The sequence below is a fragment of the Stenotrophomonas sp. CFBP 13718 genome, assembly GCF_014842145.1.
Lineage (GTDB): Bacteria > Pseudomonadota > Gammaproteobacteria > Xanthomonadales > Xanthomonadaceae > Stenotrophomonas.
The window spans coordinates 312,411-338,029 of sequence record NZ_JACYVC010000004.1; the positions used below are offsets into that span (position 1 = coordinate 312,411).

Genomic DNA, 25,619 nt, shown 5'->3' on the forward strand with positions numbered 1-25,619 from the left:
CTAACGACGACGGAAACGACGATCAGCCGCAGCAACCAGGCCACCGAGCGCCATCAACAGCGCCCCGAGCCAGATCCAGCGTACGAACGGCTTGATATGCACGCGTACGGCCCATGCATTGTTGCCCAGTGGTTCGCCCATTGCTACGTACACGTCACCGGACAGCCGTGCATCGATGCCGGCTTCGGTCATCACCTGCCCGCCGCTGGCGTACAGGCGTTTTTCCGGGTGCAGCAGGGCCAGCTCACGCCCATCGCGGAACACGCGCAGGTGGCCGCGGTCCGCGCTGAAGTTCGGCCCCTCGCGGTGGTCCACGCCTTCGAAGCGGATTTCGTGGTCACCCACCACTACGGTCTGTCCCGGTGCGAGCGCCACCTCGCGTTGCACGTTCAGCGCCTCCACCAGCAACGCGCCGGCCAGGAACACCGCGACCCCGGCGTGGCCCAGCAGCATGCCGACCATCTCGGCGGTGAAGCGGCCGTTGCCGCGCAGCCGCTGCCAGATGAAGCGTGCAGTGCCGAGTCCCACCCAGGCGGCCGCGCCCACGCCCAGCCCGACCTTCCAGCCATTCTGCGGTGCGTGCCACCAGGCGACGGCCGCCAGCAGCACGGCCAGCAGCAGCCACGGGGCCAGCAGCGCAAGTGCGCGCGACGGCTGGTCGCGCTGCCAGTTGACCAGCGGTCCGAACGGCAGCAACAGCACCAGCGGCGCCATCAACAGCAGGAACAGACTGCCGAAGTAGGGGGGACCCACGGAAATCTTGCCCATGCCCAAGGCATCGGCCAGCAGCGGATACAGCGTGCCCAGCAGCACCATGGCGCAGGCACAGGCCAGCAGCAGGTTGTTGGCCATCAACAGGGTTTCGCGCGAGGTCGCGGTGAAGCCTCTGCGTGGATCGGCACTGTCCACGCCCATGCGGCCGGCGCGCAGCACGTACAGCAGCAGCGCACCGCCGACCAGGATGGCCAGGAACAGCAGGATGAACATGCCGCGCGACGGATCGGCAGCAAACGAGTGCACGCTGGTCAGCACGCCGGAGCGCACCAGGAACGTACCCAGCAAGGAGAGCGCAAAGGCGGTGATGGCCAGCAGCAGCGTCCAGCTGGCGAACGTTCCGCGCTTCTCGGTGACCGCCTGCGAATGGATCAGCGCCGCGCCGGCAAGCCACGGCATGAAGCTGGCGTTCTCCACCGGGTCCCAGAACCACCAGCCGCCCCAGCCGAGTTCGTAGTAGGCCCACCAGCTGCCCAGTGCGATACCCAGGGTCAGGAACGCCCAAGCGACGTTGGTCCACGGCCGCGTCCAACGCACCCAGCGCGTGTCCACGCGACCGTCCAGCAGCGCCGCGACCGCGAAGGCGAACGGTACCGAGAATCCGACGTAGCCCAGATACAACATCGGCGGATGGATGATCAATCCGGGGTCCTGCAGCAGCGGATTGAGGTCGCGGCCTTCCAGCGGCGCCGGAATCAACCGGGTGAACGGATTGGAGGTGAAGATCAGGAAGGCGAGGAAGCCGACGCTGACCAGGCCCATCACCGCCAGCACGCGCGCCTGCACATCGTCGGGCAGCTGCCGCGAGCCCAGCGCCACCGCACCGGTCCATGCCGCCAGCACCAGCGCCCATAGCAGCAGCGAGCCCTCATGGGCGCCCCACACTGCGGACCAGCGGTACACCATGGGCAGCAGGCTGTTGGAGTTCTCCGCGACGTAGCGGACGGAAAAATCCTGCTGTACGAAGGCGGCCGTCAGCACCGCGAACGCCGCGAGCACCAGCACCAGCTGTGCGAACGCGGCAGGCCGGGCGACCTGCATCCAGCTCCCGATGCGGCGATGCGCACCCACCAGCGGCAGGCTGGACTGCAGCAGCGCGGCCAGCAGGGCCAGCAGCATCAGGATCTGTCCGAGTTCGGGCAGCACTCAGCGCACCTCGGGCACGGGCACGGGCACATCGTGCTTCACGTGCGCCTCGCCCATCTTGTCGGCCAGTTCCTTCGGCATGTAGGTTTCATCGTGCTTGGCCAGTACTTCTTCGGCGACGAACTGGCCGCCCTGCAGACGTCCGGTGACCACCACGGCCTGGCCTTCGCGGAACAGATCGGGCAGGATCTGGTCGCTGCGCACGACGAGGTCCGCATCGCCATCGGTCACGGTGAAATGGGCGACCAGCGAGCCAGGCTCCCGGGTCAGGGAACCCTTGGCGACCATGCCACCCAGTCTGAAACGCTCGGCATTGCCGTTCTCGCCACGCAGCACTTCGGCCGGCGTATACAGATAGGCCACGTTGCGCTGCAGGGCCATCGCCACCAGCGCGGTGGCCAGCCCCGAAGCGGCCAGCAACAGCACTACCCACAGCAGGCGACGGCGGCGCTGCGGGTTCATCGCTCCAGCTCCAGCGGCCCGGTCGCGGCACTGCGCCGCGCGTCCTGGCGTTGCTGGCGCTGCCGTGCGACCTGCAGGGCCCGGCGCAGGCGCAGGCGCGAGCCGATGGCATCGACGACCAGCAGGCCGACGAATACCGCGTAGGCGCCGACGACGTAACCGAGATAGCTCATGGCGCGCCTCCCAGCTGGCGTTGTACCCAGTCCTTGCCGGCCTCGCGCTGCAGGTTGTCCGCACGCGCCTTGGCCAGCAGCGAGCCGACGAACCACAGCTTGGTGCCGATGACCATCAGCCACAGCGGCAACTGCATGCTCGCATCCAGCGTGGTCGGCCCGAACAGGCGGATCGTCTGGCCCTGGTGCAGGCTGCCCCACCAGTCCACCGAATAGCGGATGACCGGTAACAGGGCAACGCCAACGATGGCCAGCAGCCCCGCGGCGCGCGCGGCATTGCGCCGGTCTTCGATGGCCATGTACAGGCCGATCACCCCGAAATACAGGAACAACAGGATGAGTTCGGTGGTCAGCCGCGGATCCCAGTCCCACCACGTGCCCCACATCGGCCGGCCCCAGATGCTGCCGGTGAGCAGGGTGACGGCGGTGAAACCGGCGCCGATCGGCGCGCAGGCCATGGCCAGCACTTCGCAGATCTTGATCTTCCAGATGAGCGCGATGGCGGCATACAGGGCCATCAGCGCGAACACAAACAGGCTCATCCACGCGCTGGGCACGTGCACGAACAGGATGCGGAAGCTGTCGCCCTGCTGGTAATCGGCGGGCACCACGAACAGCGCCTGCCACAGGCCCAGGGCCAGCACCGGCAACGAGGCGACGAGGAAGAGACGGGACCAGCGACGAGCGAAGCGGTCGAAGGTGGGCGGCGAGCCGAGTTGGTGGAACCAGCGGACGATCGGTTGCATGCGGTAGCGGCTATCCCGGGTGGTCGGTGTGGCTCGGCTCAAGAACAATCAGCTCAACGAGATGCGGATCGCCGCTGCCGTGGCCAGGGGCGCCAGCACCAGCGCGACCACCAGGCCGGCGGCGAGCATCAGCAGCGCACCCAGTGGATCCTGGCCGCGTGCGGCGGCGGCGACACTGCCTGCACCGAACACCAGCACCGGTACGTACAGCGGCAACGACAACAGTGCAACGAGGATACCAGAGCGTCGGATGCCCACCGTCAGTGCGGCGACCATGCCACCGATCAGGCTCAGCAGGGGGGTTCCCAGCAGCAACGATGCCAGCAGCATCGGCCATTGGTCATGTGGCAGATGCAGCATTTCCGCCAGCAGCGGACTGATCACGATCAACGGCAGGGCGGTGGTCAGCCAGTGCATCAGCACGCGGACCAGCACCAGCCAGGACAGCGGTACCGGGGCCAGCAGCCATTGCTCCAGCGAGCCGTCTTCGGCATCGGAACGGAACAGCGAATCCAGCGCCAACTGGCCTGCCAGCAGCACCGCCAGCCACAACACGGCCACCGCATTGGCCGCCAGCACCTGCGGATCGCGGCCCAGCGCCAACGCGAACAGCACGACGACCAGCAGGGCGAACAGCACCGGTTGCAGCGCATCCCCCCGCCGCCGCCAGACCAGACGCAGGTCGCGGCTGGCAAGGGCGCGCGCGGTCTGCCACAGGCCCGGCTCGGTGCCCGGGGCGATCATGCGATCACCTGCAGCGGCAACTGCAGTTGGCGCGTCCGCACCGGCGGCGCAGCGTAGGCACCGTGGGTGGTGACCAGCGCCGCGCCACCGCCGCGCAGGTGGGCGGAAATCATCCGGTTCACCAGGTTGATGCCCTCCAGATCAAGGTTGGCGTAGGGCTCGTCCATCAGCCACAACGGTGCCGGCGACAGCCACATGCGGGCCAGCGCCAGCCTGCGCTTCTGCCCAGCGGAAAGATGCCGCACCAGGGTGTTTTCATATCCGGCAAGGCCCACCACGGCCAGCGCACTGCCCGGCATCTGCCGCGCGCGCCGCCCATGCAGCCCGCACAGGAAGTGCAGATTTTCCAGGGTATCCAGATCCGCCTTCAGCGCGGGCAGGTGGCCCAGGTAGGCGACGAAGTGCGCACGTTCGGCGATGCCTGCGGCGCGTCCATCGATCTCGACCGTGCCTGCCGCCGGGCGCAGCAGCCCGGCCAGCACACGCAGCAGGGTAGTCTTGCCGGCGCCGTTGTCGCCCTGCACCAGCAGGGCCTCGCCTGCATCGACATGGAAGTCGAGCGGACCAAACACCGTTTCTTCGTCGCGGGAAAAACACAGGCCACGGGCGGCCAGCAGCGCAGGGGTATCCAAGGGGCGATTCTCTGCGCCGAACACGGGCCCCGATTGTAAAGGGTAGTGACGGCCGCGCGTCGGTAGTGACGGCCGCTGGCCGTCAAGGCGCTACACTCACATGCCTGTCTTCCAACCCCGCACAGGCCGATGCAACCGCAGACCAAGCTGCCCAAGGTGGGCACCACCATCTTCACCGTGATGTCCCAGCTGGCAGCCGAACACGGCGCCGTGAACCTCGGCCAGGGTTTTCCCGACTTCAGCGCGCCGCAGCGGCTGATCGATGCCACCACGGCGGCCATGGCCGACGGTCTCAACCAGTATCCGCCGATGACCGGCGTGGCGCCGCTGCGCCAGGCCATCGCGCAGAAATCGCTGGACCTGTACGGCGCAGAGGTGGACCCGGATACGGAAATCACCGTCACCAGCGGTGCCACCGAAGCGATCTTCAACGCCATCCACGCCGTGGTGCGTGCCGGCGAAGAAGTGATCGTGCTCGACCCGGCGTATGACTGCTACGAGCCGGCGATCGATCTTGCCGGCGCGCGCGCGGTGCACGTGCCGCTGGATCCGCATACCTTCGCCGTCGACTGGGATCGCGTGCGTGCGGCGATCACCCCGCGTACGCGGATGCTGATGGTCAACACACCGCACAATCCGTCCGGCGCGATGCTCGATGCGGCGGACATGCAGGCCCTGGCCGATCTGCTGCGCGGCACGGACATCTATCTGATTTCCGATGAAGTGTACGAGCACATCATCTACGACGGCCGCCGCCACGAGTCCGCCCTGCGGCATCCGGAGCTGCGCGAGCGCGCGTTCGTGATCTCCAGCTTCGGCAAGACCTACCACTGCACCGGCTGGAAGATCGGCTACGCCATCGCCCCGCCCGCGATGAGCGCGGAATTCCGCAAGGTGCACCAGTACAACACCTTCACCAGTTTCGGCCCGGCACAATATGGATTCGCGGCGATGATCCGTGATGAGCCGGAACACCACCTGCAGTTGGGGGCGTTCTACCAGGCCAAGCGTGACCGCTTCCGTGAGCAGCTGGCGCAGACGCGCCTGCAGGCGCTGCCGGTGCCCGGCGGTTACTTCCAACTGGTGGATTACTCGGCGATCAGCGACTTGCCGGACCATGAATTCGTGAAGTGGCTGACGATCGAGAAAGGCGTGGCGGCGATTCCGCTGTCACCGTTCTACGAAACGCCGCCGGCCGGCCAGCGCATCGTGCGCTTGTGCTTCGCCAAGAACGAAACGACGCTGGATGCGGCCATCGAACGGTTGGCACGGCTGTGAGCGCGGTCCCGACGAACGCACAGGGTGCTGTGCAGGACCTGCGTATCAGCCTGGTGCAGGGCGACACGCGTTGGCACGATCCGGCCGGCAACCGCACGTATTACGGTGACCTGCTGTCGCCGCTGGCGGGCCGCACCGACCTGGTGGTGCTGCCGGAAACCTTCACCAGCGGCTTCTCCAACGAGGCGATTGCCCAGGCCGAAGACATGCAGGGGCCGACCGTCGCCTGGATGCGCCAGCAGGCCGCGCAGCTGGATGCGGCGGTGACCGGCAGCGTGCAGCTGCGCGAAGGCGAGGCGGTCTACAACCGGTTGTTGTTCGCCACGCCCGATGGCGAGGTGCAGCAGTACGACAAGCGCCACCTGTTCCGTTACGGCGGTGAGCATGAGCGCTACGCCGCCGGCCGCGAGCGCCTGAGCGTGCAGTGGAAGGGCTGGCGGATCAATCCGCAGGTCTGCTACGACCTGCGCTTCCCCGTGTTCTGCCGCAACCGGTACGACGTGGAGCGGGCAGGGCAGTTGGACTTCGACCTGCAGCTGTTCGTGGCCAACTGGCCCTCGGCGCGTGCCTATGCCTGGAAGACCCTGCTGCGTGCGCGTGCGATCGAAAACCTCTGCTTCGTCGCCGCGGTCAACCGGGTGGGTGTGGACGGCAACGATCTGCACTATGCCGGCGACAGCGCGGTGATCGATTTCCTGGGCCAGGCTCAGGTGGAGGTGCGTGAGGTCGAACAGGTCGTGACGACCACGCTGTCGGCCGGTGCGCTGGCGGCACACCGCGCCCGTTTCCCGGCGATGCTCGATGCCGATGCCTTCGTGCTGGAGCAGCCGACGGCTGACTGAACCACAGGACGCGGATGGCGCAGCTGCCCCTGTCCGGAGGAGGGGGCCACTGCTAGATTTCGCGCATTCCACAACGCGGAGCACCCCTATCATGAAGTCCACCGTTTCCCTGCTGCTCGTGCTCGCTGCCTCTGCTTTCGTCGCGCCCGCCGCGCAGGCAGCGGGCAACATCGAATGCAACCTGCGCTACGACATGTCCGGTTGGTCGGTGTTCTACAAGACGGCCTCCGGTACCGGCACGATCACCTGCGACAACGGCATGACGATGCCGGTCAAGCTCAAGGTCAAGGGCGGCGGGCTGACGATCGGCAAATCGAAGATCGTCGATGGGACCGGCCGCTTCAGCGGCGCGTACTCGCCCAATGATCTGTTCGGCACCTATGCCGCCGTTGGCGCACATGCGGGCGTGATCCGCTCCAGCGGTGCAGCGGCGATGACCAAGGGCGACATCTCGCTTGCCTTGGCCGGCACCGGCAAGGGCTGGGACCTGGGTATCGACGGGACCGCGTTCACCATCGAGCGCCGCTGAAAGCCGCCACTACCCGACACAAAAAAACCCGGCCGCGAGGCCGGGTTTTTTATTGATCAGCCGCCGCGCGGGCCGCCGCCACGTCCGCGGTTGCCACCGGGGCCACCCGGACCGCGATTGCCGCCACCGGGGCCGCCGGGACCACGATTGCCGCCACCGGGACCACCCGGTCCGCGGTTGCCACCGGGACCACCCGGCCCCCGGTTGCCGCCGGGGCCACCCGCCGAGCGGTTACCGCCCGGGCCACGGTTGCCGCTGGCCGGACGGGCACTACCGTACGGGCTGAAACCCGGGTTGGCATGATCGGACGGGAATGACGGGGCGTTGCCCGGATGCCCGTAGGGATGCTTGTTGCCCTGGCCACCCTGGCCCTGGCCGCCGCGGTTGCCACCGGCGCCGGCACCCGGCGACTTCGGCTTGGCATAACCGCCACGAGCGCCTTCACCCTGGCCCTGGCCGTAGCCGCCACCCTGGCCTGGACCGCGTGCACCCGGACCCCGGGCACCCGGACCACCGGGACCGCGCGCGCCGGGGCCACCGGGACCACGGGCACCCGGACCGCGGGCAGCGCCCGGGCCGGCATTGCGGTGTCCACTCGGGCCGGTGCTGACGCCGTCCGGCACGTACCAGCTGCGGAACGCAGCCGGGTTGCCTTCCGGCAGGCCACGATCGTTCTTCTGCGGGCGGGCCTTGAACGGGCGCTGCGACTGCTTGGCAGCCGCTTCACCGCTGACCGTCAGGCCGCCCTTGAAGCCGCCACCCGGCTTGCCGCCGCGACCGCGGCCGCGGTCTTCGCGCACGTTGTCGAAGCGGCGCAGTTCGCGGCCTTCATCGGCGGTGTTGTGGCCATTGACGTAGGCCGTACCCCGACCCCCGTCACGGCCGATGCGCACCGTGGTCTTGGCAGCGCGACGCTGACCGATCACCGGCTGCAGCGTCAGCGCCGAGGGTGCGCCTTCTTCCAGCTTGAGGTCGGCGCGCAGGGCGTCGACCTGTGCGGTCGTCAGCTCCACGGAATGACCACGGACCAGTTCGCGGGGCAGGCTGACCTTGCCGTAGCGCGTGCGCTTCAGCCGGCTCACCTGGCAGCCCTGGGATTCCCACAGGCGACGGACTTCGCGGTTGCGGCCTTCCTTCACCACCACGCGGAACCAGTCGTGGGAATCGGTGCCGCCGATGCGTTCGACTTCGTCGAACTTGGCCGGGCCATCTTCCAGTGCCACGCCGCGCTGCAGGCGCAGGATGGTGTTGTCGTCGACCTTGTCCTGGCCTTCCGGGGCACGCACGCGCACCACGTACTCGCGCTCGACTTCGAAGGACGGGTGCATCATGGCGTTGGCCAGCTCACCGTCGGTGGTCGCCAGCAGCAGGCCGGTGGTGTTGATGTCCAGGCGGCCGACGGCGATCCAGCGTGCGCCCTTCAGTGCCGGCAGCGACTCGAACACGGTCGGGCGGCCTTCGGGATCTTCGCGGGTGGTCACTTCGCCTTCCGGCTTGTTGTAGACCAGCACGCGCGACGGCTCGGCCAGGGCGGTGGCGACGAAGCCGCGGCCATCCAGCTCGATACGGTCGCCGCTGCGCACGGACATGCCGGTCTGCGCGACTTCGCCATTGACCTTGACCAGGCCCTCGGCGATGCGCTGTTCCAGCGCGCGGCGCGAGCCCAGGCCGGCCTGCGCCAGCACCTTGTGCAGGCGCTCTTCCAGCTTGAACTGTTCGGAGGTGGCTTCCCGCTTCAGCGAGAGCTTGTTCAACGAAGGCTTACGGGGGGTGTCACTCATTAACTTTGGCTCCAGCCGACGTTTCGTCATCGGCCTCTGGTTCGGAATCGGCTAGGTCAACAGCCACGGTCGTCATCGCGACGGCGTTGTCTTCGCTTTCGTTCACTGGCGCCGCGCGCGTTCCCGGCGCGGTTTCGGGGTGCCCGTTTTCGGTGGGCGAAGGTGCTTGCTCATCAGGGTCCGCCGCCACGGGGGCGTCGGATGAATCGGGTGCGGCATCGGCGCCATCGGCGGCCAGGGTGCCTTGGTCGTCACTGCCATCGGCGGCGGTGTCATCGTTTGCGGCCAGGTCCGGGCTGCCTGCACTGGCCGTCAGGGGCGCGTCGGGCTGCCCATCCGCGCCAAGCGGCAACTGCGGTTCCAGGTCGGCCAGGTCGCGCAGCTCGGAAAGCGGCGGCAGCTCGTCCAGCCGCTTCAGGCCGAAGTAATCCAGGAATCCCTTGGTCGTGCCGAACAGGGCCGGCCTGCCGGGCACGTCGCGGTGGCCGACCACGCGGATCCATTCGCGCTCTTCCAGGGCCTGGATGATATTGCTGCTGACCGCTACGCCGCGCACCTGCTCGATCTCGCCGCGGGTGATCGGCTGCCGGTAAGCGATCAACGCCAGGGTTTCCAGCGTGGCACGCGTGTAACGGGTCTTGCGTTCGGTCCACAGCCGGCTGATATGGCTGTGGACTTCAGCGGTGACCTGGTAACGGAAGCCGGAGGCAACCTCCACCAGTTCCACGCCGCGTTCCGCACAGGCTTCACGCAGGTATTCCAGCGCGCGCTCGACACTGCCGGCCGGTGCCGGCTCGTCTTCCGGGAACAGCTCCTTGAGCTGCACCAGGGTCAGCGGCTGCGCAGATGCCAGCAGGGCGCCTTCGACGATACGGTTGATCAGCGGTTGATCCATCGGCAGTTCGGGCTCACTCAGCGTCGTTGTCGTCGAATTCGCTGCTGAAGGACAGCGGCTCATTGGTGTTTCCCGCCGCCAGCGACTTGACGTAGATCGTCGCCAGCGGGGCTTCCTGCACGATATCCAGCAGTTGTTCCTTGGCCAGTTCCAGCATCGCCAGGAAGGTGACCAGCACGCCGAGTTTTCCTTCCTCGGCGCCGAACAACGACTCGAACCGGTAAAACACGCCTTCGTCCATGCGGCCCAGCAGGTCGCCCATCCGCTGGCGCACACTCAGCGCCTCGCGTTTGATCGCGTGGCCGCTGAACAGCTCGGCGCGCTTGAGCACGTCATGCAGCGCCATCAGCATTTCCTTCAGGTCCACCGGCGGCGGCAGCTTTATCGCTGCACGATCGGGGACGAAGGCATGCACCACGGTGGTGTCGCGGTCCTGCCGGGGCAGGCTGTCGATATCCTCGGCCGCCTGCTTGAAACGTTCGTACTCCTGCAGCCGACGCACCAGCTCCGCGCGCGGATCGGCCTCGTCGCCGTCCTCGCTGATCGGCCGCGGCAACAGCATCCGCGACTTCACTTCGGCCAGTATCGCCGCCATCACCAGGTATTCCGCGGCCAGCTCGAAACGCAGCTCGCGCATCACGGTGATGTATTCCACGTACTGCCGGGTGATCTCGGCGACGGGGATGTCCAGCACGTCAAGGTTCTGGCGGCGGATCAGGTACAGCAGCAGGTCCAGTGGTCCCTCGAACGCGTCGAGGATGACTTCCAGTGCATCCGGCGGGATGTACAGGTCCTGCGGTATCTGCAGGACCGGCTGCCCATGCACCACGGCCAGCGGCATTTCCTGCTGCTGTGGATGGGGCGGCCGGGTTGACGGATTCGCGCTGGGCGCGGTTTCAGAGGTCATCTAGGGACATCAGGATTGCAACGGACCGGTCGCGGCACCGCGCAGCGCCGACAGGAGATGACCTGACAGGCGATCGCGGGAACCAGGACACGCCGGAGTCGGCGCGATTCCACACATCAATGAAGCAGGACGCACCGCATCTGCGGAAGCGACGAAACTACGGGGAGGTCGTCTACATGGTCTGGTCGGGGGCAGCGGATCGATCATCGGGGGCTTGTAGGGCCACTGATCCGACGGGACGCTGCGTCCAGCCACGTGCAACACGTGCAATGGAAGTAGGTTACGGCTTTGCCTAGCTGCTGTCCAGCCTGCGCGGGGCAGGGGGGCGAACGGGCTGAGCCCCCTCGCGACTGGCTGGAGCAGAAGCGGGTTATGGGGGCGGGCCGGGCGGGTGGGGGCAGGGGGACCCGGCGCAAGTACATCCATGTAGCCTTGTTTCCGCCCATCCATGGGCTCCAACAGTCCCCCTGCCCCCACCCGCCCGGCCCCCTGACCGGCTACGGGCGCTGCCGGTCGCGGATGAAGAATAAAAAAAAGCGATGGAGCGATAAGGCGGTGGCGCCGCGCCGTGGTCGGCGGCGCTGTTGCCGCTGGGGCTAGAATCACCGGCGATTCCCGTCCCGGGACAGTGAGGAGACAACCATGTGGTACGTGATCGAAGGCTATGACGCTCCGGATGTCCTGCCAGCGCGTCTGGAGGCGCGGCCTGCGCATCTTGCGCGGCTGCAGGCCCTGGTGGAGCAGGGGCGCTTGTTGGTGGCCGGCCCGTGCCCGGCGATCGACAGCGAAGATCCCGGCCCGGCGGGATTCAGCGGCAGCGTGGTGATCGCTCAGTTCGATTCGCTGCCGCAGGCGCGCGCGTGGGCCGATGCCGATCCTTACGTGGCCGCTGGCGTGTATGCGCGGACCGATGTCCGCCCGTTCCGGAAGGTGCTGCCGTGAGCAATGCGGAACGGGTCGAGCGTATTCGTGCGGCACTGCAGCAATCGCTGGCCCCTGTGCACCTCGATGTTGAGGATGACAGCCACCGTCATGCGGGCCATGCAGGGGCCCGCGACGGGCGCGGTCACTTCAACGTGCATGTGGTCAGTACCGCCTTCGAAGGCATGGGCGCACTTGCGCGGCATCGGGCCGTGTACGCTGCCGTTGGCAGCATGATGGATACCGATATCCATGCGTTGTCGATCAACGCACAGACCCCGGCCGAGGCTGGCTGATCCCTGTCCGCTCTTGTCCCGTGGCGTCGTGGTGACGTCCCGCCAGGACAGCGGGCGGACGTCGAATGACAATCAGGACTAACGGAGTGTTTACATTGGACATTGGAAACGCTTACATTCCGCGCCAAGCCGAATGGCTCAAGTCGTGGAGGGCGACTTCGTGAACAAGGCAGCGATCACCATCAAGGATGTCGCACGGGAAGCCAAGGTCTCAGTGGCCACGGTTTCGCGCGCGCTCAACGGACACGAAAATGTCGCCGAGCCGGTTCGCCAGCTGGTGCTGGAGGTGGCTGCGCGCCTGCGCTACACCCCGCATGCCGCGGCGCGCAGTCTCAGCAGCCGCCGCACCAATACGGTGGGCGTGGTGCTGCCTGATCTTTACGGCGAGTTCTTCTCCGAACTGATGCGTGGCATCGACCAGATCGCCCGTGTGCGCCGCCAGCATCTGCTGGTGTCCAGTTACCACGGTGACCAGGAACAGCAGGGTGCGGCGCTGCGCGCGATGCGCGGCCGCGTGGATGGCCTGCTGGTGCTGTCGCCGTATGCCGAAAGCCCGGGTTTCCTGACCGACAACCTGCCGCAGTCGTTGCCCACCGTTCTGATCAACACCTATCTGCCCGACCAGGACCATCCTGTGTTGAGCATCGATGACCATGCCGGTGCGGTGGCGATGACCCGCCATCTGCTGGACGTCGGTCACCGACGCATTGCATTCATTTCAGGCCCGGACTCCAACTACGATGCGCGCGAACGCCTGCGAGGCTTCCGTGACGCGCTCACTGCCTTCGGCGCGCAGGCGCAGGGGATCGAGTTGCCCGGTGATTTCGACGAAGCTTCCGGCCATCGTGCCGGTCAGGAGTTGCTGGCAGCGGGGACGCTGCCCGACGCGGTGTTCGCAGCCAACGACATGATGGCGCTGGGGTGTCTGTATGCGTTCGCGCAGGCAGGACTGAAGGTGCCGGACGATGTGGCGTTGGCCGGATTCGATGACATTCCGCTGGCCCGTTTCGTTCACCCGTCTTTGACGACGATGCAGGTGAGTATCGCCGAGCTTGGTGACATGGCGATGACGCGCCTGATGCAGTTGATGGATTCAAAAACCACGGAAGGAGCGGGCGACAAGCAGACGCTGGTGCCGCGACTGATCGTGCGTGATTCAAGTAAGTGCAAGCCCAGGAACGAGACGCCATCCGGCCGCTGAAGCCGGAGGCATTACCTTTTTGTTTGACATGAAAGGGGCGGCCATGACGGTCGCCACCACCCCCGGAGATTTTCATGATGCATCTCAATAACCATCGTCGGATGCCGGCTCGCCGCCTGCTGACCTGTGCCCTGGCCAGTTGCCTGGTGTTCGCCGCTGCGCCGGACGTGATGGCCCAGTCGGCCAACGCGAGCCTGCGTGGCCAGGTCGCTTCGGCCCAGGCCGGCAGCGAAGTGGTCGCCACCAACGTGGCCACCGGCACCGTGCGTCGCGGCACTGTCCGCGCCGACGGCAGCTACTCGCTGATGGGCCTGGACCCGGGCACCTATGACGTGGTGGCCAACGGCCAGACGCAGAAGGTCACCGTGACCGTGGCCTCGACCGCGACGCTGAACTTCAGCGGCGCCCAGGCGGCTGCGCCGGCCGATGGCAGCGCGACCAACCTCGATGCGATCACCGTCGTGGCACCGACCCTGTTGCAGGAAGTGCGCACCTCTGAAGTCGGCAAGACCGTCAGCCTGCAGCAGATCCAGACCACCCCGCAGGTGTCGCGCAACTTCCTGGAATTCGCCGACGCGGTTCCGGGCCTGATCTTCACCCGTGATGCGAAGGGCAACACCTCGCTGCGCGGCGGTGCCACCAACTCCGACGGCACCAACGTGTACATCGACGGCGTGGGCCAGAAGAGCTACGTCAAGGGCGGCGGCGTGGCCGGCCAGTCCGGCAGCGCCGGTAACCCGTTCCCGCAGCTGGCGATCGGTGAATACAAGGTCATCAGCGGCAACTACAAGGCCGAATACGGTCAGGTCTCCAGCGCGGCCGTGACCGCGGCGACCAAGTCCGGTACCAACGAGTTCAAGGGTGAAACCTTCTACCGTTACACCAACGAAGACATGCGCGCCAAGACCCCGGCGGAGCGTCAGCCGGGCCAGAGCAAGGAAGCGTCGGCCGAGAAGGAATACGGTTTTGCATTGGGTGGCCCGATCATCCAGGACAAGGCCCACTTCTTCGTGACCTATGAAGCCAAGCGCTTCGACCTGCCGGTCACCATCGCCCCGGAAGGTTCGGTCACCAACCGCGTCGGCCTGCTGCCGGCAGACGCCGCCGCCGGCCTCGGCCCGGCCAGCCAGCCGTTCCAGCAGGACCTGATCTTCGCCAAGATCGACTTCGAGCCGACCGATAACGATCGCATCGAACTGAGCTTCCAGGATCGCGACGAGACCCAGCAGCAGTTCAGTGGTCAGACCGCGCCGGAAGCCGGCCGTGAAGTGGTCAACACCGACCGTCGTTACGCGCTGCGCTGGAACCACAGCGGTGAGCGTTTCTACAACGAAATGATGCTCACCCACGAAGATTCGTTCAACAATCCGACCCCGCTGACGCTGGCCAACGGCTTCACCTACACCGCACCGGACGGCACCGAAGACCGCACCCTGGTGAAGATCGGTGGCGCATCGGCGCTGGATTCGCAGGTGAAGGGCCAGAAGGGCTGGGCGATTGAAGACAACCTGACCCTGGATGGCATCACCTGGAATGGTGACCACACCATCAAGATGGGCGCCAAGTACAAGGAAATCGACCTGTACGCATCGGATGCGGCACAGATCAACCCGGCGTTCACCTATACGCTGGGCGATCCGGACTTCCCGTCCGACATTCCGTACAAGGCGCAGTTCGTCAAGCCGGTGACCGGCGTGTCGGGCGTGTCCGGCGAAGTGCGTTCGAAGTCCAAGCAGATCGGCCTGTTCATCCAGGACGACTGGCAGGTCAACGACCACCTGCAGCTGAACCTCGGCCTGCGCTGGGACTACGAAAAGACCCCGGCCTACCTGGACTTCGTGACCCCGCAGGCAGTGGTCGACGCGATCTACTCGCAGGATCCGCGCGCTGCTGCTGGCCAGACCTACGCCGATTCGCTGGCGCTGGGTGGCCTGGACATCAGCCAGTACATCAGCACCGGCAAGAACCGCAAGGCGTTCAAGGATGCCTGGCAGCCGCGCATCGGCTTCTCGTATGACATCAACGCCGACGAGCAGCACGTGTTCCACGGCGGTGCCGGTCGTTCGTACGATCGCGACCTGTTCGACAACCTGCAGCTGGAAACCACCAAGCTGGCCCTGCCGCAGCCGACCATCTACTTCCGCAATCCGAACACCGGCACCTGCCTCAATGGCCAGGCTGCCTGCTATGACTGGAACCCGAACCTGCTCAACGGCATCGGCAACCTGCAGTCGCTGGTCGGTTCGACCAGCAATGCCGGCCTGGAAGTGGACCTGCTGAACAACAACCTGAAGGTGCCGTACTCCGATCAGTTCAGCTTCGGCATGAGCAACCAGGTCGGTGACTGGCTGACCGATGCGACCATCTCCCGCACCCTGAGCTACGACGGCTTCGCCTTCACGCTGGGCAACCGTTACCCGACCGGTCAGTTCTTCGATGACCCGCGTCTGTGCGGTGGCTCCGACCCGGGCCTGAGCCAGGCCTGGAGCTGCAACGTGCCGGGCTTCGGCAGCCTGATCATCGGCCAGCAGGGCATCAAGACCCGCGCGACCCAGCTGCTGCTGTCGGCGCAGAAGCCGTTCACCCAGGAAAGCGGCTGGGGTTCCTCGATCGCTTACACCTGGACCACCGCGCGCCACAACCGCGACATCAATGAGAAGTACGCGTTCGACCGTGGCCTGATCGGGGACTACCCGACCATCCGCTCCAACGGCGCTCCGCGTCACCGCCTGGTGGTCACCGGTTCGTATGCCGGCTTCTGGGGCATCACCTTCGGCGGCAAGGTCACCCTGGCCACGCCGACCGCGGTGAACGACTGGTACCCGGTCACCCAGTCGACCGGCTTCGACCTGCCGACCCCGGGTGCCGCAGTGCCCAACGGCAACGGCAAGTTCCTGCTCGGTGGCAAGATCTTCGGCTACCGTTCGGTCGACCTGCAGGCGACGAAGACGTTCAAGATGGCGCACGAGACCGAGCTGTACGCTCGTATCGACATCATTAACGTGTTCAACTTCGACAACTTCTCGAACTACAACTACACCAAGACCAACGGCAAGTTGCTGGCCAGCTACAACGAGACCGGCGACATCGTCGGTACCCCGCGTCAGGTGAAGGCCGAAGTCGGCTTCCGCTTCTGATCCAGGGTGGTTGAGAGGAACCGCGGTGCCGCCTTCGGGCGGTACCGTGGGCAGGCAATGGCGGATCTTCGGATCCGTCCATTGTCCAGCCCGCTGCCAGTGAGGGGGCAGCGGGCTGGGCAATGATCCATCGGTCCCGACCACCGCAGGTGGTTTTTTTCGGGGCAGATATGTAAACGATTTCAAGTCATGGGACGTTATGCTCTGTACTCTTGAACAGCAAAAAAGGAAGGGGCCGATGCGGGTACGCCACGTGTTGACTGTCGCGTTGTTCGGCCTGGCCACCGTCGGCTGCAAGCCACAAGCGGCGCCGGAGCCGGTCAAGCCAGCCCCCCAGGTGATCCTGGTCGAGGCGGACCTGCCGCCGCGGCCGATGAAGCCGGAACTGCCGCCGCTGTTCGATGACATCGAGCGCCGCACGTTCCAGTTCTTCTGGGATACCACCAACGAGATCAACGGGCTCACCCCGGACCGGTATCCTTCGCGTCCGTTCGCCAGCATCGCCTCGGTTGGTTTCGCGCTGACGGCGTACCCGATCGGCATCGAAAATGGCTGGGTCAGCCGCAACCAGGCGGTCGAGCGCACGCTGACCACCCTGCGATTCCTGCGCGACGTGCCGATGGGCCCGCAGCGCACCGGCAAGGGCGGTTACAAGGGCTTCTATTACCACTTCCTGGACATGCAGCAGGGTCAGCGTTACGACAGCTGGGTCGAGCTGTCCTCGGTGGATACCGCGCTGCTGATGATGGGCGTGCTGTTCGCGCAGTCGTATTACGACGGTGGCGACAGCCGCGAGAAGGAAATCCGTGACATCGCCGACACCCTGTACAAGCGGGTGGACTGGCCGTGGCTGCAGGAACGCGCCCCGCTGATCTCGATGGGCTGGTTCCCGGAAAGCGGCACCATCGAACACGACTGGATGGGCTACAACGAGGCGATGATCGTCTACATCCTGGCCTTGGGGTCGCCCACCCATCCGGTCAGCCCGGACGCGTGGACGGTGTGGACACGGACCTATGACAACGACTGGGGCGTGTACCAGGGCCAGGAATACCTGTCCTTCGGCCCGCTGTTCGGTCATCAGTACAGCCACGTCTGGATCGACTTCCGTGATATCCAGGATGCGTACATGCGCGAGCGTGGCAGCACCTATTTCCTCAACAGCCGTTCGGCGGCGCTGGCACAGCGCGAGTACGCCATCAGCAACCCGATGAACTGGAAGGAATACGGCCAGAACGTGTGGGGCCTGACGGCCAGCGACGGGCCGCAGAACACCACGCAGGAGTATCGCGGTGAGCAGCGCCAGTTCCGCCATTACTCTTCGCGTGGCGCGGGCCTGCGCGAGAATTTCGACGACGGTACGATCGCGCCGACTGCGGCGATCTCGTCGATCGTGTTCGCCCCGGAAGAGGTGATCCCGGCCACCCAGGAAATGCACAAGCGCTTCGGTGACTACATCTATTCCAGCTACGGGTTCCTGGATTCGTTCAACCCCAGCTTCAACTACGACATCCCGATCAAGACCGGGCGGATGGTGCCTGATCGTGGTTGGGTGGCCAGTGATTACATCGGCATCGACCAGGGCCCGATCCTGACCATGATCGCCAACTACCGTAATGATTTCGTGTGGGAGGTGATGAAGAAGAACCCCCACATCCGCAAGGGGCTGGAGCGCGCTGGATTCAGCGGCGGCTGGCTGACCCCCGAAGGCGAGCAGCAACCGCTGCAGCTGGAGAAGGACGAACAGGCCGCCGGCGCACGCGCTGTTGGTATTGCAGAATCGCGCGCTGCCGCGGCACAGGAACAGAAGAATGCATCCCGCAACAACAACCCCGGCAAGTAAGCCGGTGGCCGCAGTGAAATCCGTCGCCCGGCGTTGGCGCCGTGCCGCCGTGCTGGTGGCCATGCTGGCGCTGGCCGGCTGCGGTCGGCAGGACGAGGGCACCACGGTGCGCTTCTGGGCCATGGGACGCGAAGCCGAAGTAGTGGCTGAGCTGATCCATGAGTTCGAAGCGGAAAACCCGGGTATCAAGGTGGATGTGCAGAACATCCCGTGGACGGCGGCGCATGAAAAGCTGCTGACCGCGTTCGCCGCCGATGGGCTGCCCGACGTCTGCCAGCTGGGGAACACCTGGATCCCCGAGTTCGCCGAACTCAATACGCTGGTGCCGCTGCAGCCCTACATCGACCGCTCCAGCGTGGTGAAGCCGGACGACTATTTCCCCGGCATCTGGGACACCAACGTCATCCACGACGAAGTGGTCGGCGTGCCGTGGTACGTGGACACGCGCCTGCTGTATTACCGCAAGGACCTGCTGGCCAAGGCCGGCCACGATGCGCCGCCGCGTACCTGGGCCGAGTTCGAGCAGCAGATGGCCGACATCAAGAAGATGCAGGGCGCGAACCGCTATGCGGTGCTGATGCCGATCAACGAGTTCGAGCAGCAGCTGTCCTTCGCCCTGCAGCAGCCCGATCCGTTGCTGCGCGACGACGATACCCGTGGCAATTTCCGCAGCCCGGGCTTCCGTCGCACGCTGGGCTTCTACGCCAACATGTTCGAGAAGGGCTGGGCGCCGAAGATGTCCGAAACCCAGATCTCCAATGTCTGGGATGAGTTCTTCCGCGGCTTCAACGTGTTCTACATCTCTGGTCCCTGGAACATCCGTGAGTTCAAGAAGCTCGAGCCCAAGGAGCTGGCGGGCCAGTGGGGCACGGCCGCGCTGCCGGGTCCGGATGGCCTGGGTGCTGGCATCGCCGGGGGCACCAGCCTGGTGATCTTCCGCAAGTCGCAGCAGAAGGAAGCGTCATGGAAGCTGATCGAGTTCCTGTCGCGTCCGGAAATCCAGGCCCGCTTCCATTCCATCATCGGTGACCTGCCGCCGCGTCGCAGCACCTGGGAAGCGCCCTCGCTGGCCAATGACCCGCTGGCGGCTGCGTTCCGTGACCAGCTCGAGCGCGTGAAGCCTACGCCGAAGGTGCTGGAGTGGGAGCGCATCGTGCAGGAAATGCGCATCGTGACCGAGAAGGTCGTCCGCGGTGGACAGGCGCAGGATGCAGCCGTGACCGAACTGGATGACCGCGTGGACAAGGTGTTGGCCAAGCGTCGCTGGATGCATGAGCAATCGTTGCAGGAGGCACCGCCGCAGGGCGATGCATCGGCGGTCGAAGGAGGCCTGCCATGAACCGTTCTTCCCTTGCCGGCTGGATCTTCGCCGCACCGGCGGTGATCGTGCTGGGCGTGTTCTTCGGCCTGCCGGTGGCTTCGGCGCTGGCGCTGAGTGTCACCGATTTCGACCTGTATTCGCTGGCCGACAGCAGCAACCTGCGCTTTGTCGGGCTGGGCAACTACATCGACCTGCTGCAGACGCCGATGTTCTGGAAGTCGCTGTGGAATACCACCTACTTCGTGGTGATCGGCGTGCCGCTGTCCATCGCGGTGTCGCTGGGTGCGGCCATCCTGCTCAATGCACCGGCCGCCCGCTTCAAGGCGCTGTTCCGCACCGCGCTGTTCGCCCCGGTGGTGACCACCCTGGTGGCGGTGGCGGTGATCTGGCGTTATCTGTTCCATACCAGCTACGGGCTGGTGAACTACGGCCTGGGCCACATCGGCATCAGCCCGATCGACTGGCTGGGCGACCCGAACTGGGCCATGCCGACCATCATGCTGTTCGCGGTGTGGAAGAACTTCGGCTACAACATGGTGATCTTCCTGGCCGGCCTGCAGGCGATCCCGCATGACCTGTACGAGGCGGCGCGCATCGATGGCGCATCGCGCTGGAAGCAGTTCCTGCACATCACCCTGCCGATGCTCGGCCCGGTGCTGCTGGTGGTGGGGGTGATCACGGTGTCCGGCTACTTCCAGCTGTTCGCCGAACCCTACGTCATGACCCGCGGCGACCCATTGCAGAGCACCGTCAGCGTGCTGTATTTCATGTTCGAAGAAGGCTTCAAGTGGTGGAACCTCGGCCGCGCGTCGGCGGTAGCGTTCCTGTTGTTCCTGATCATCCTGGCGGTGACGTCGGTGATGCTGCGCTTCGGGCGCAAAAGGCAGATGGTATGAGTCGCGAAATCGGCCAGTCACGCTGGCACGGATGGTGGATCAACGGCGGGCTGCTGGTGCTGGCGCTGGTCAGCCTGGCGCCGCTGTTGTGGATGGTCTCGGTGTCGGTGATGCCGGCTGGCGAGGCCACCACATTCCCGCCGCCGCTGACCCCGTCCCACATCACCTTCGCCAACTACCACGAGCTGTTCGCGCGGACCGGCATGGGCGTCAACTTCGCCAACAGCCTGCTGGTTTCGGTATCCATCACCCTCGGTTCGCTGCTGATGAACACGATGGCCGGGTATGCCTTCGCCAAGTTGCGGTTCGTTGGCCGTGAGCGTCTGTTCCAGGTGCTGATGGCGGCCCTGGTGATCCCGGCACAGGTGGCGATGCTGCCGCTGTTCCTGCTGATGAAGCAGCTGGGCCTGGTCAACAGCTTCGGCGGGGTGATCGTGCCGGCACTGGCCACGGTGTTCGGCATCTTCTTGGTGCGCCAGTACGCGCGCTCCATTCCGGATGAGCTGCTGGAAGCAGCGCGCATGGACGGGGCAGGGGAGCTGCGGATCTTCTTCCAGATCGTATTGCCGATGCTCAAGCCGGTGCTGGTGACACTGTCGATCTTCACCTTCATGGGCGCCTGGAACGACTTCATGTGGCCGCTGATCGTGCTGACCGACCAGGAGCACTACACGCTGCCGGTGGCGCTGGCGACATTGTCACGCGAACACATCATGGATGTTGAGATGATGATGGCCGGCGCGGTGGTCACCGTGATTCCGGTGCTGGCGTTGTTCCTGCTGCTGCAGCGCTATTACATTCAAGGTCTGATGTTGGGGAGTGTCAAAGGGTGAACCGGAAAATCATCGCTGGCCTGGCGTTGTTGTGGTCCTGCGTGGCAGTTGCTGCCCCGCCTCCTGCCGCACCTGCACCGAAGGTCATCGATGATTTCGACGACATGGGCCAGTGGAAACTGGTGCTGTCCGACCAGGTCAGTGGTTCCCTGCGCAACGTCGCCGGTGCGGGCGGCGGGCGTGCGATGTGCCTGGATTATGATTTTCACGACGTGTCCGGCTACGTCGGCGTGCGCCGCGCGCTGAACATCGAGTACCCGGCCAACTACCGGTTCGGTTTCCAGCTGCGCGGTGATTCGCCGTCCAACGACCTGCAGTTCAAGCTGATCGACGCCAGCGGCGACAACGTCTGGTGGGTCAGCCGCCCGGCCTACCGCTTCCCCAAGGCGTGGACGCCGGTGGAATTCCGCAAACGGCACATCGACAAGGCATGGGGCCCTTCGCCGGAGAAAGAGCTCAAGCGCAGCGCGGCGATGGAGTTCACCGTCTACAGCAAGGTCGGCGGTCGGGGCTCGGTCTGTTTCGACAAGCTGACCCTGCAGGGCTTGCCCGCGCAGGATGATTCGCCGCTGCATCCGCAGGTGTTGACTGATACGGCGACCGCGCTGCAGGACCGGATGATCGACGGTAAATCCGATACCTTCTGGGTCAGTGGCGGGGTCAAGGAGCAGACCATCAGCCTGGACCTGGGCAAGCCGCGCGAAGTCGGCGGGGCGGTGATCGACTGGCTGCCCGGCCTGGAGGCCACGCGCTACACCGTGCGCGCATCGCAGGATGGACGTGACTGGCACACCGTGCGCGAAGTCACTGCCGGGAGTGGTGGCCGCGACTGGCTGGCCCTGCCGGAAACCGATGCCCGCTACCTGCGTTTCGACCTGCAGGGCGGCCCGAACTGGCGCTACGGCATCCGCGATATCGCGCTGAAGCCGCTGGCGTTCGCCGCCACGCCCAACGCGTTCCTGTCCTCGGTGGCGGCTGATCTGCCGCGCGGTTCACTGCCGCGTGCCTATGTGGGCGAGCAGCCGACGTGGACCCTGCTGGGCCTGGACGGCGGCCGCGAACAGGCGCTGATCAGCGAAGACGGCGCGCTCGAAATGGCACGCGGCAGCTTCAGTGTCGAGCCCTTCCTCAAGCTCGACGGCAAGCTGATCAGCTGGGCCGACACCACGCCGATCCAGTCGCTGCAGGACGGTTATCTGCCCGTGGCCAGCGTGGACTGGCAGCATGACAAGGCATCGCTGGCGGTCACCGGCTTCGTGCAGGGCACGCCGGATGCTTCGCAGCTGGTAGCGCGTTACTCGCTGAAGAATCCCGACAAGGTGGCCCACGAGTACACGCTCGCGCTGGCGATCCGTCCGTGGCAGGTCAACCCGCCCACCCAGTTCCTCAATACGGTGGGTGGCTTCAGCCGGATCGACAGTCTGGACGTGGAAGAGGGCCTGGTGAAGGTCAACGGCGAGCCGCGGCTGTACCCGCTGCAGGTGCCGGACGCACGCTTCGCCACCCCGTTCGACGGCAAGCTGGAGGTGATGCACCTGGCCGACGGCAAGCTGCCGACGACCACCTCGGTCAAGGACCCGACGGGCATGGCGTCCGGCGCGCTGTTGTACACGATCAAGCTCGAGCCGGGCCAGAGCCGCGAGATCGCGCTGGTGTTGCCGCAGGTCGGCAACTTCAATCCGCGCGGCTTCGATGCCGGCAAGGCGCAGGCGCAGGTGGCGACGATGTGGCGGCAGAAGCTGGACGGCCTGCAGTTGCAGCTGCCCCGCGAAGGCCAGCCGTTGGCCGATACCCTGCGCACAGCGCTGGCCCACATGCTGATATCGCGCGTCGGTCCGCGCCTGCAGCCCGGCACGCGTTCCTACGGACGCAGCTGGATCCGCGACGGCGCGATGATTTCCGAAGGCCTGTTGCGCATGGGCCGCAGCGATGCGGTGCGCGATTACGTGCAGTGGTATGCCCCGTTCCAGTTCGACAACGGCAAGGTGCCGTGCTGCGTGGACGACCGCGGCAGCGATCCGGTACCGGAAAACGACAGCCATGGCGAGCTGATCTACAACATCGCCGAGTACTGGCGTTACACCGGCGATGACGCGTTCCTCGAGGCCATGTGGCCGCACGTGGCCGGCGCCTTCCATTACATGGAGCGTCTGCGCGCCAGCGAACGCACGGAAGAAAACCGCGCAGTCAATCCGGCGTTCTACGGCATGATGCCGGCGTCCATCAGCCACGAAGGGTATTCGGCCAAGCCGATGCACTCGTACTGGGACAACTTCTGGGCGCTGCGTGGCTACAAGGACGCGGCGATCATCGCCGAGCATCTGCAGAAGATGGAAGTGCTGGCGATCACCGGCGCGCGCGATGAGTTCCGCGCCGACCTGCAGGCGTCGCTGTATTCGGCGATGGAGCAGCATCACATCGAGTACCTGCCCGGCTCGGCCGAGCTGGGCGACTTCGACGCCACCTCGACCACGATCGCGCTGGCGCCGGGCGGCGAGCAGGGTCGCTTGCCGCAACCGCAGCTGGACAACACCTTCCAGCGCTACTGGACCGAGTTCGTCGCGCGTCGCGACGGCACGCGCGAGTGGAAGGATTACACCCCCTACGAATGGCGCAACGTGGCGGCCTTCGTGCGGCTGGGCTGGCGCGACCGCGCCTGGCAGGCCACCGAATTCTTCTTCAAGGATCGCTCGCCGCAGGCCTGGAACCAGTGGGCCGAAGTCGTCTCGCGCACCCCGCGCAAGCCGTTCTTTGTCGGCGACCTGCCGCATGCCTGGGTGGCATCGGACTTCGTCCGCTCCGCGCTGGACATGTTCGCCTACAACCGTGACATCGATCAGTCGCTGGTGCTGGCTGCCGGCGTCCCGGTGCGCTGGTTCGAAGGGCAGGGCATCGCGGTGAAGGGCCTGCGCACGCCGCAGGGCCAGCTGGACTACCGCCTGCAGCGCAGCGACAAGCAACTGGTGCTGGAGGTGCGTGCCGGCATCGTGCCGCCCGCCGGCGGTCTGGTACTGCCCTGGCCGTATGCCGGTGAGCCCGGTGCGGCCACCCTCAATGGCGAGCCGGTGCACTGGGTTGACGGCGAACTGCACGTGCACCAGGTGCCGGCGAAGATCGAGATCGAGGTCCCGGCGGCCGTTCGCCGGGCCGAGCGCAAGGGGTAACAGCATGCGGGTGAGGGAAATGAAGGTCGCGCACCCGCTCGTCGGACGCGCGCTGGGCGGTGTGGTGGGGCTGGCGTTGCTGCTGCCCTGTGCTGCAGGAGCGGCAGATCCGCCCTCGCGCGCCCTCGCTGCAGCCAACCCCACCGTCGCGGGCGACGCCATGCGCGATGCGGGCATGAGCATGGTGACCTTCAACCTGCATCATGATCGCGAGGATTGGCCGGAACGCCGGAAGACCATCCTCGCCGAACTGAAGCGCCTGCAGCCCGATGCGATCGCACTGCAGGAGGTCATCCAGAAGCGCGACGTACGCAACCAGGCCGAATGGCTGGCGGCGAAACTCGGTTACAGCTACCAGTTTGTTTCCACTGATCCGGTCGGGTCGGTGAAGCGCTATGGCAATGCCTTGCTGACGCGGCGTCCGGTACTGGCGCGTGGCGAGCACCTGTTGGCGCCGCTGGGTGACTACCGCACGGTGGCTCATATCCGCATCGATGTGGACGGACGGCCGGTAAACGTCTACGCCACGCACCTCAACGAACGGGCGGACGACGCAGGCAAGCGGATCCGTCGCGAGCAGGTGGAAGACCTGCTGCGTTTCATCAGCGCCACCTCGGCCGGTGCGCCGGTGGTGATCGCCGGTGACTTCAATGCACTGGTGGACGCGGGCGATCTCAGCGAGCTGCGCAGCCACTACGGCGACAGCTACGGCAGCGTGCACGTCAACAATGACCTGAGCACGGTCAGCACGCTCAACCGCCACTACTTCCAATCGCCGTCGCGGATCGACCATATCTTCTTCCAGCAGGACGTGATGCTGGCGCGCGAGGCGCGGATCCTGTTCGACACGCCCGACGAAGGCGGCCGCTGGGCATCGGATCACTATGGCGTGTGGACGCGCCTCCAGTTCGCGCCGGATCCCCCGCGCTGAGCGACGGGTAGAGCCGCGGGTAGAGCCGCGGGTAGAGCCGACTTCAGTCGGCTGATCTTTTGGTAGAGCCGACTTCAGTCGGCTTGCGGCATGAGCCGACTGAAGTCGGCTCTTATCTCTTCGAGATCTGGCACTTTAGGTGCCGAGAGCCCGGCGCGGGCGACCGT

General features: G+C 65.9%; 22 protein-coding genes. 13 read left to right on the forward strand and 9 right to left on the reverse strand.

What is annotated here, in order from left to right:
- From IFT58_RS09445 to ccmA, 6 genes are read right to left on the reverse strand one after another with little or no spacing between them, the layout of a single operon-like run.
- Positions 1-1,920: a heme lyase CcmF/NrfE family subunit gene (locus tag IFT58_RS09445; protein WP_188326823.1), complete on the reverse strand. Its 1,920-nt coding sequence runs from the start codon at positions 1,918-1,920 to the stop codon at positions 1-3.
- Positions 1,921-2,382 (reverse strand): cytochrome c maturation protein CcmE, encoded by a 462-nt coding sequence (gene ccmE / locus IFT58_RS09450; RefSeq protein ID WP_192081392.1) that lies wholly within the window; start codon positions 2,380-2,382, stop codon positions 1,921-1,923. It abuts the gene before it with no gap.
- A complete protein-coding gene (gene ccmD / locus IFT58_RS09455) occupies positions 2,379-2,555 on the reverse strand; it encodes a heme exporter protein CcmD (RefSeq protein ID WP_188326825.1) in 177 nt (58 codons plus the stop codon). Before ccmD ends, ccmE begins: the two co-directional genes overlap by 4 nt.
- Positions 2,552-3,301 (reverse strand): heme ABC transporter permease, encoded by a 750-nt coding sequence (locus IFT58_RS09460; RefSeq protein WP_192081391.1) that lies wholly within the window; start codon positions 3,299-3,301, stop codon positions 2,552-2,554. Before IFT58_RS09460 ends, ccmD begins: the two co-directional genes overlap by 4 nt.
- Positions 3,302-3,349: 48 nt before the next feature.
- Positions 3,350-4,045 carry a heme exporter protein CcmB gene (ccmB, locus tag IFT58_RS09465; RefSeq protein WP_188326827.1) on the reverse strand — a complete coding sequence of 232 codons (696 nt, stop codon included), beginning with the start codon at positions 4,043-4,045 and terminating at the stop codon, positions 3,350-3,352.
- On the reverse strand, positions 4,042-4,677 hold the full coding sequence (gene ccmA, locus IFT58_RS09470) for a heme ABC exporter ATP-binding protein CcmA (RefSeq protein WP_192094554.1): 636 nt from the start codon (positions 4,675-4,677) through the stop codon (positions 4,042-4,044). The genes ccmB and ccmA overlap by 4 nt, the downstream gene beginning before the upstream one ends.
- 129 nt (positions 4,678-4,806) lie before the next feature.
- On the opposite strand from ccmA, the gene IFT58_RS09475 reads away from it, so the two are divergent.
- From IFT58_RS09475 to IFT58_RS09485, 3 genes are all read left to right on the forward strand, one after another.
- Entirely contained in the window at positions 4,807-5,955 is a 1,149-nt protein-coding gene (locus IFT58_RS09475; protein ID WP_188326829.1) for a pyridoxal phosphate-dependent aminotransferase, read from the forward strand.
- Positions 5,956-5,984: 29 nt separating this feature from the next.
- Complete coding sequence (locus IFT58_RS09480; protein ID WP_188327234.1) at positions 5,985-6,797, forward strand: amidohydrolase; 813 nt, start codon at positions 5,985-5,987, stop codon at positions 6,795-6,797.
- Between the two features lie 91 nt (positions 6,798-6,888).
- On the forward strand, positions 6,889-7,326 hold the full coding sequence (locus IFT58_RS09485) for a hypothetical protein (protein ID WP_188326830.1): 438 nt from the start codon (positions 6,889-6,891) through the stop codon (positions 7,324-7,326).
- Positions 7,327-7,382: 56 nt separating this feature from the next.
- On the opposite strand, the gene IFT58_RS09490 is transcribed toward IFT58_RS09485, so the two are convergent.
- Genes IFT58_RS09490 through IFT58_RS09500 form a run of 3 tightly spaced genes read right to left on the reverse strand, consistent with a single transcriptional unit; the run spans position 7,383 to position 10,909 of the window.
- On the reverse strand, positions 7,383-9,107 hold the full coding sequence (locus IFT58_RS09490; protein WP_188326831.1) for a pseudouridine synthase: 1,725 nt from the start codon (positions 9,105-9,107) through the stop codon (positions 7,383-7,385).
- On the reverse strand, positions 9,100-10,002 hold the full coding sequence (scpB, locus tag IFT58_RS09495) for an SMC-Scp complex subunit ScpB (protein ID WP_188326832.1): 903 nt from the start codon (positions 10,000-10,002) through the stop codon (positions 9,100-9,102). The genes IFT58_RS09490 and scpB overlap by 8 nt, the downstream gene beginning before the upstream one ends.
- 13 nt (positions 10,003-10,015) lie before the next feature.
- A complete protein-coding gene (locus tag IFT58_RS09500; RefSeq protein WP_188326833.1) occupies positions 10,016-10,909 on the reverse strand; it encodes a ScpA family protein in 894 nt (297 codons plus the stop codon).
- Between the two features lie 642 nt (positions 10,910-11,551).
- Between IFT58_RS09500 and IFT58_RS09505 the strand changes: the two genes are divergently transcribed.
- The 10 genes from IFT58_RS09505 to IFT58_RS09550 all read left to right on the forward strand — a co-directional run bounded on the left by IFT58_RS09505 (position 11,552) and on the right by IFT58_RS09550 (position 25,452).
- Positions 11,552-11,851 carry a YciI family protein gene (locus tag IFT58_RS09505; RefSeq protein WP_188326834.1) on the forward strand — a complete coding sequence of 100 codons (300 nt, stop codon included), beginning with the start codon at positions 11,552-11,554 and terminating at the stop codon, positions 11,849-11,851.
- On the forward strand, positions 11,848-12,126 hold the full coding sequence (locus IFT58_RS09510; RefSeq protein WP_192094555.1) for a BolA/IbaG family iron-sulfur metabolism protein: 279 nt from the start codon (positions 11,848-11,850) through the stop codon (positions 12,124-12,126). Before IFT58_RS09505 ends, IFT58_RS09510 begins: the two co-directional genes overlap by 4 nt.
- A gap of 145 nt (positions 12,127-12,271) precedes the next feature.
- Positions 12,272-13,327, forward strand: coding sequence for a LacI family DNA-binding transcriptional regulator (locus IFT58_RS09515; protein WP_188326836.1), 1,056 nt, complete (start codon positions 12,272-12,274; stop codon positions 13,325-13,327).
- A 74-nt stretch (positions 13,328-13,401) separates the two neighbouring features.
- Positions 13,402-16,464: a TonB-dependent receptor gene (locus IFT58_RS09520; protein ID WP_192094556.1), complete on the forward strand. Its 3,063-nt coding sequence runs from the start codon at positions 13,402-13,404 to the stop codon at positions 16,462-16,464.
- A gap of 238 nt (positions 16,465-16,702) precedes the next feature.
- Positions 16,703-18,307 (forward strand): glucoamylase family protein, encoded by a 1,605-nt coding sequence (locus IFT58_RS09525; RefSeq protein WP_188326838.1) that lies wholly within the window; start codon positions 16,703-16,705, stop codon positions 18,305-18,307.
- Positions 18,308-18,368: 61 nt separating this feature from the next.
- A complete protein-coding gene (locus IFT58_RS09530; protein ID WP_188327235.1) occupies positions 18,369-19,646 on the forward strand; it encodes a sugar ABC transporter substrate-binding protein in 1,278 nt (425 codons plus the stop codon).
- Positions 19,643-20,524, forward strand: coding sequence for a sugar ABC transporter permease (locus tag IFT58_RS09535; RefSeq protein ID WP_188326839.1), 882 nt, complete (start codon positions 19,643-19,645; stop codon positions 20,522-20,524). The genes IFT58_RS09530 and IFT58_RS09535 overlap by 4 nt, the downstream gene beginning before the upstream one ends.
- The gene (locus IFT58_RS09540) at positions 20,521-21,357 is read left to right on the forward strand and encodes a carbohydrate ABC transporter permease (protein WP_188326840.1); all 837 of its coding nucleotides are present in this window, start codon (positions 20,521-20,523) and stop codon (positions 21,355-21,357) included. Before IFT58_RS09535 ends, IFT58_RS09540 begins: the two co-directional genes overlap by 4 nt.
- A gap of 41 nt (positions 21,358-21,398) precedes the next feature.
- A complete protein-coding gene (locus IFT58_RS09545) occupies positions 21,399-24,521 on the forward strand; it encodes a discoidin domain-containing protein (protein WP_342029551.1) in 3,123 nt (1,040 codons plus the stop codon).
- A 4-nt stretch (positions 24,522-24,525) separates the two neighbouring features.
- Positions 24,526-25,452: an endonuclease/exonuclease/phosphatase family protein gene (locus IFT58_RS09550; protein ID WP_192081387.1), complete on the forward strand. Its 927-nt coding sequence runs from the start codon at positions 24,526-24,528 to the stop codon at positions 25,450-25,452.
- The last annotated feature ends 167 nt before the right edge of the window (positions 25,453-25,619 follow it).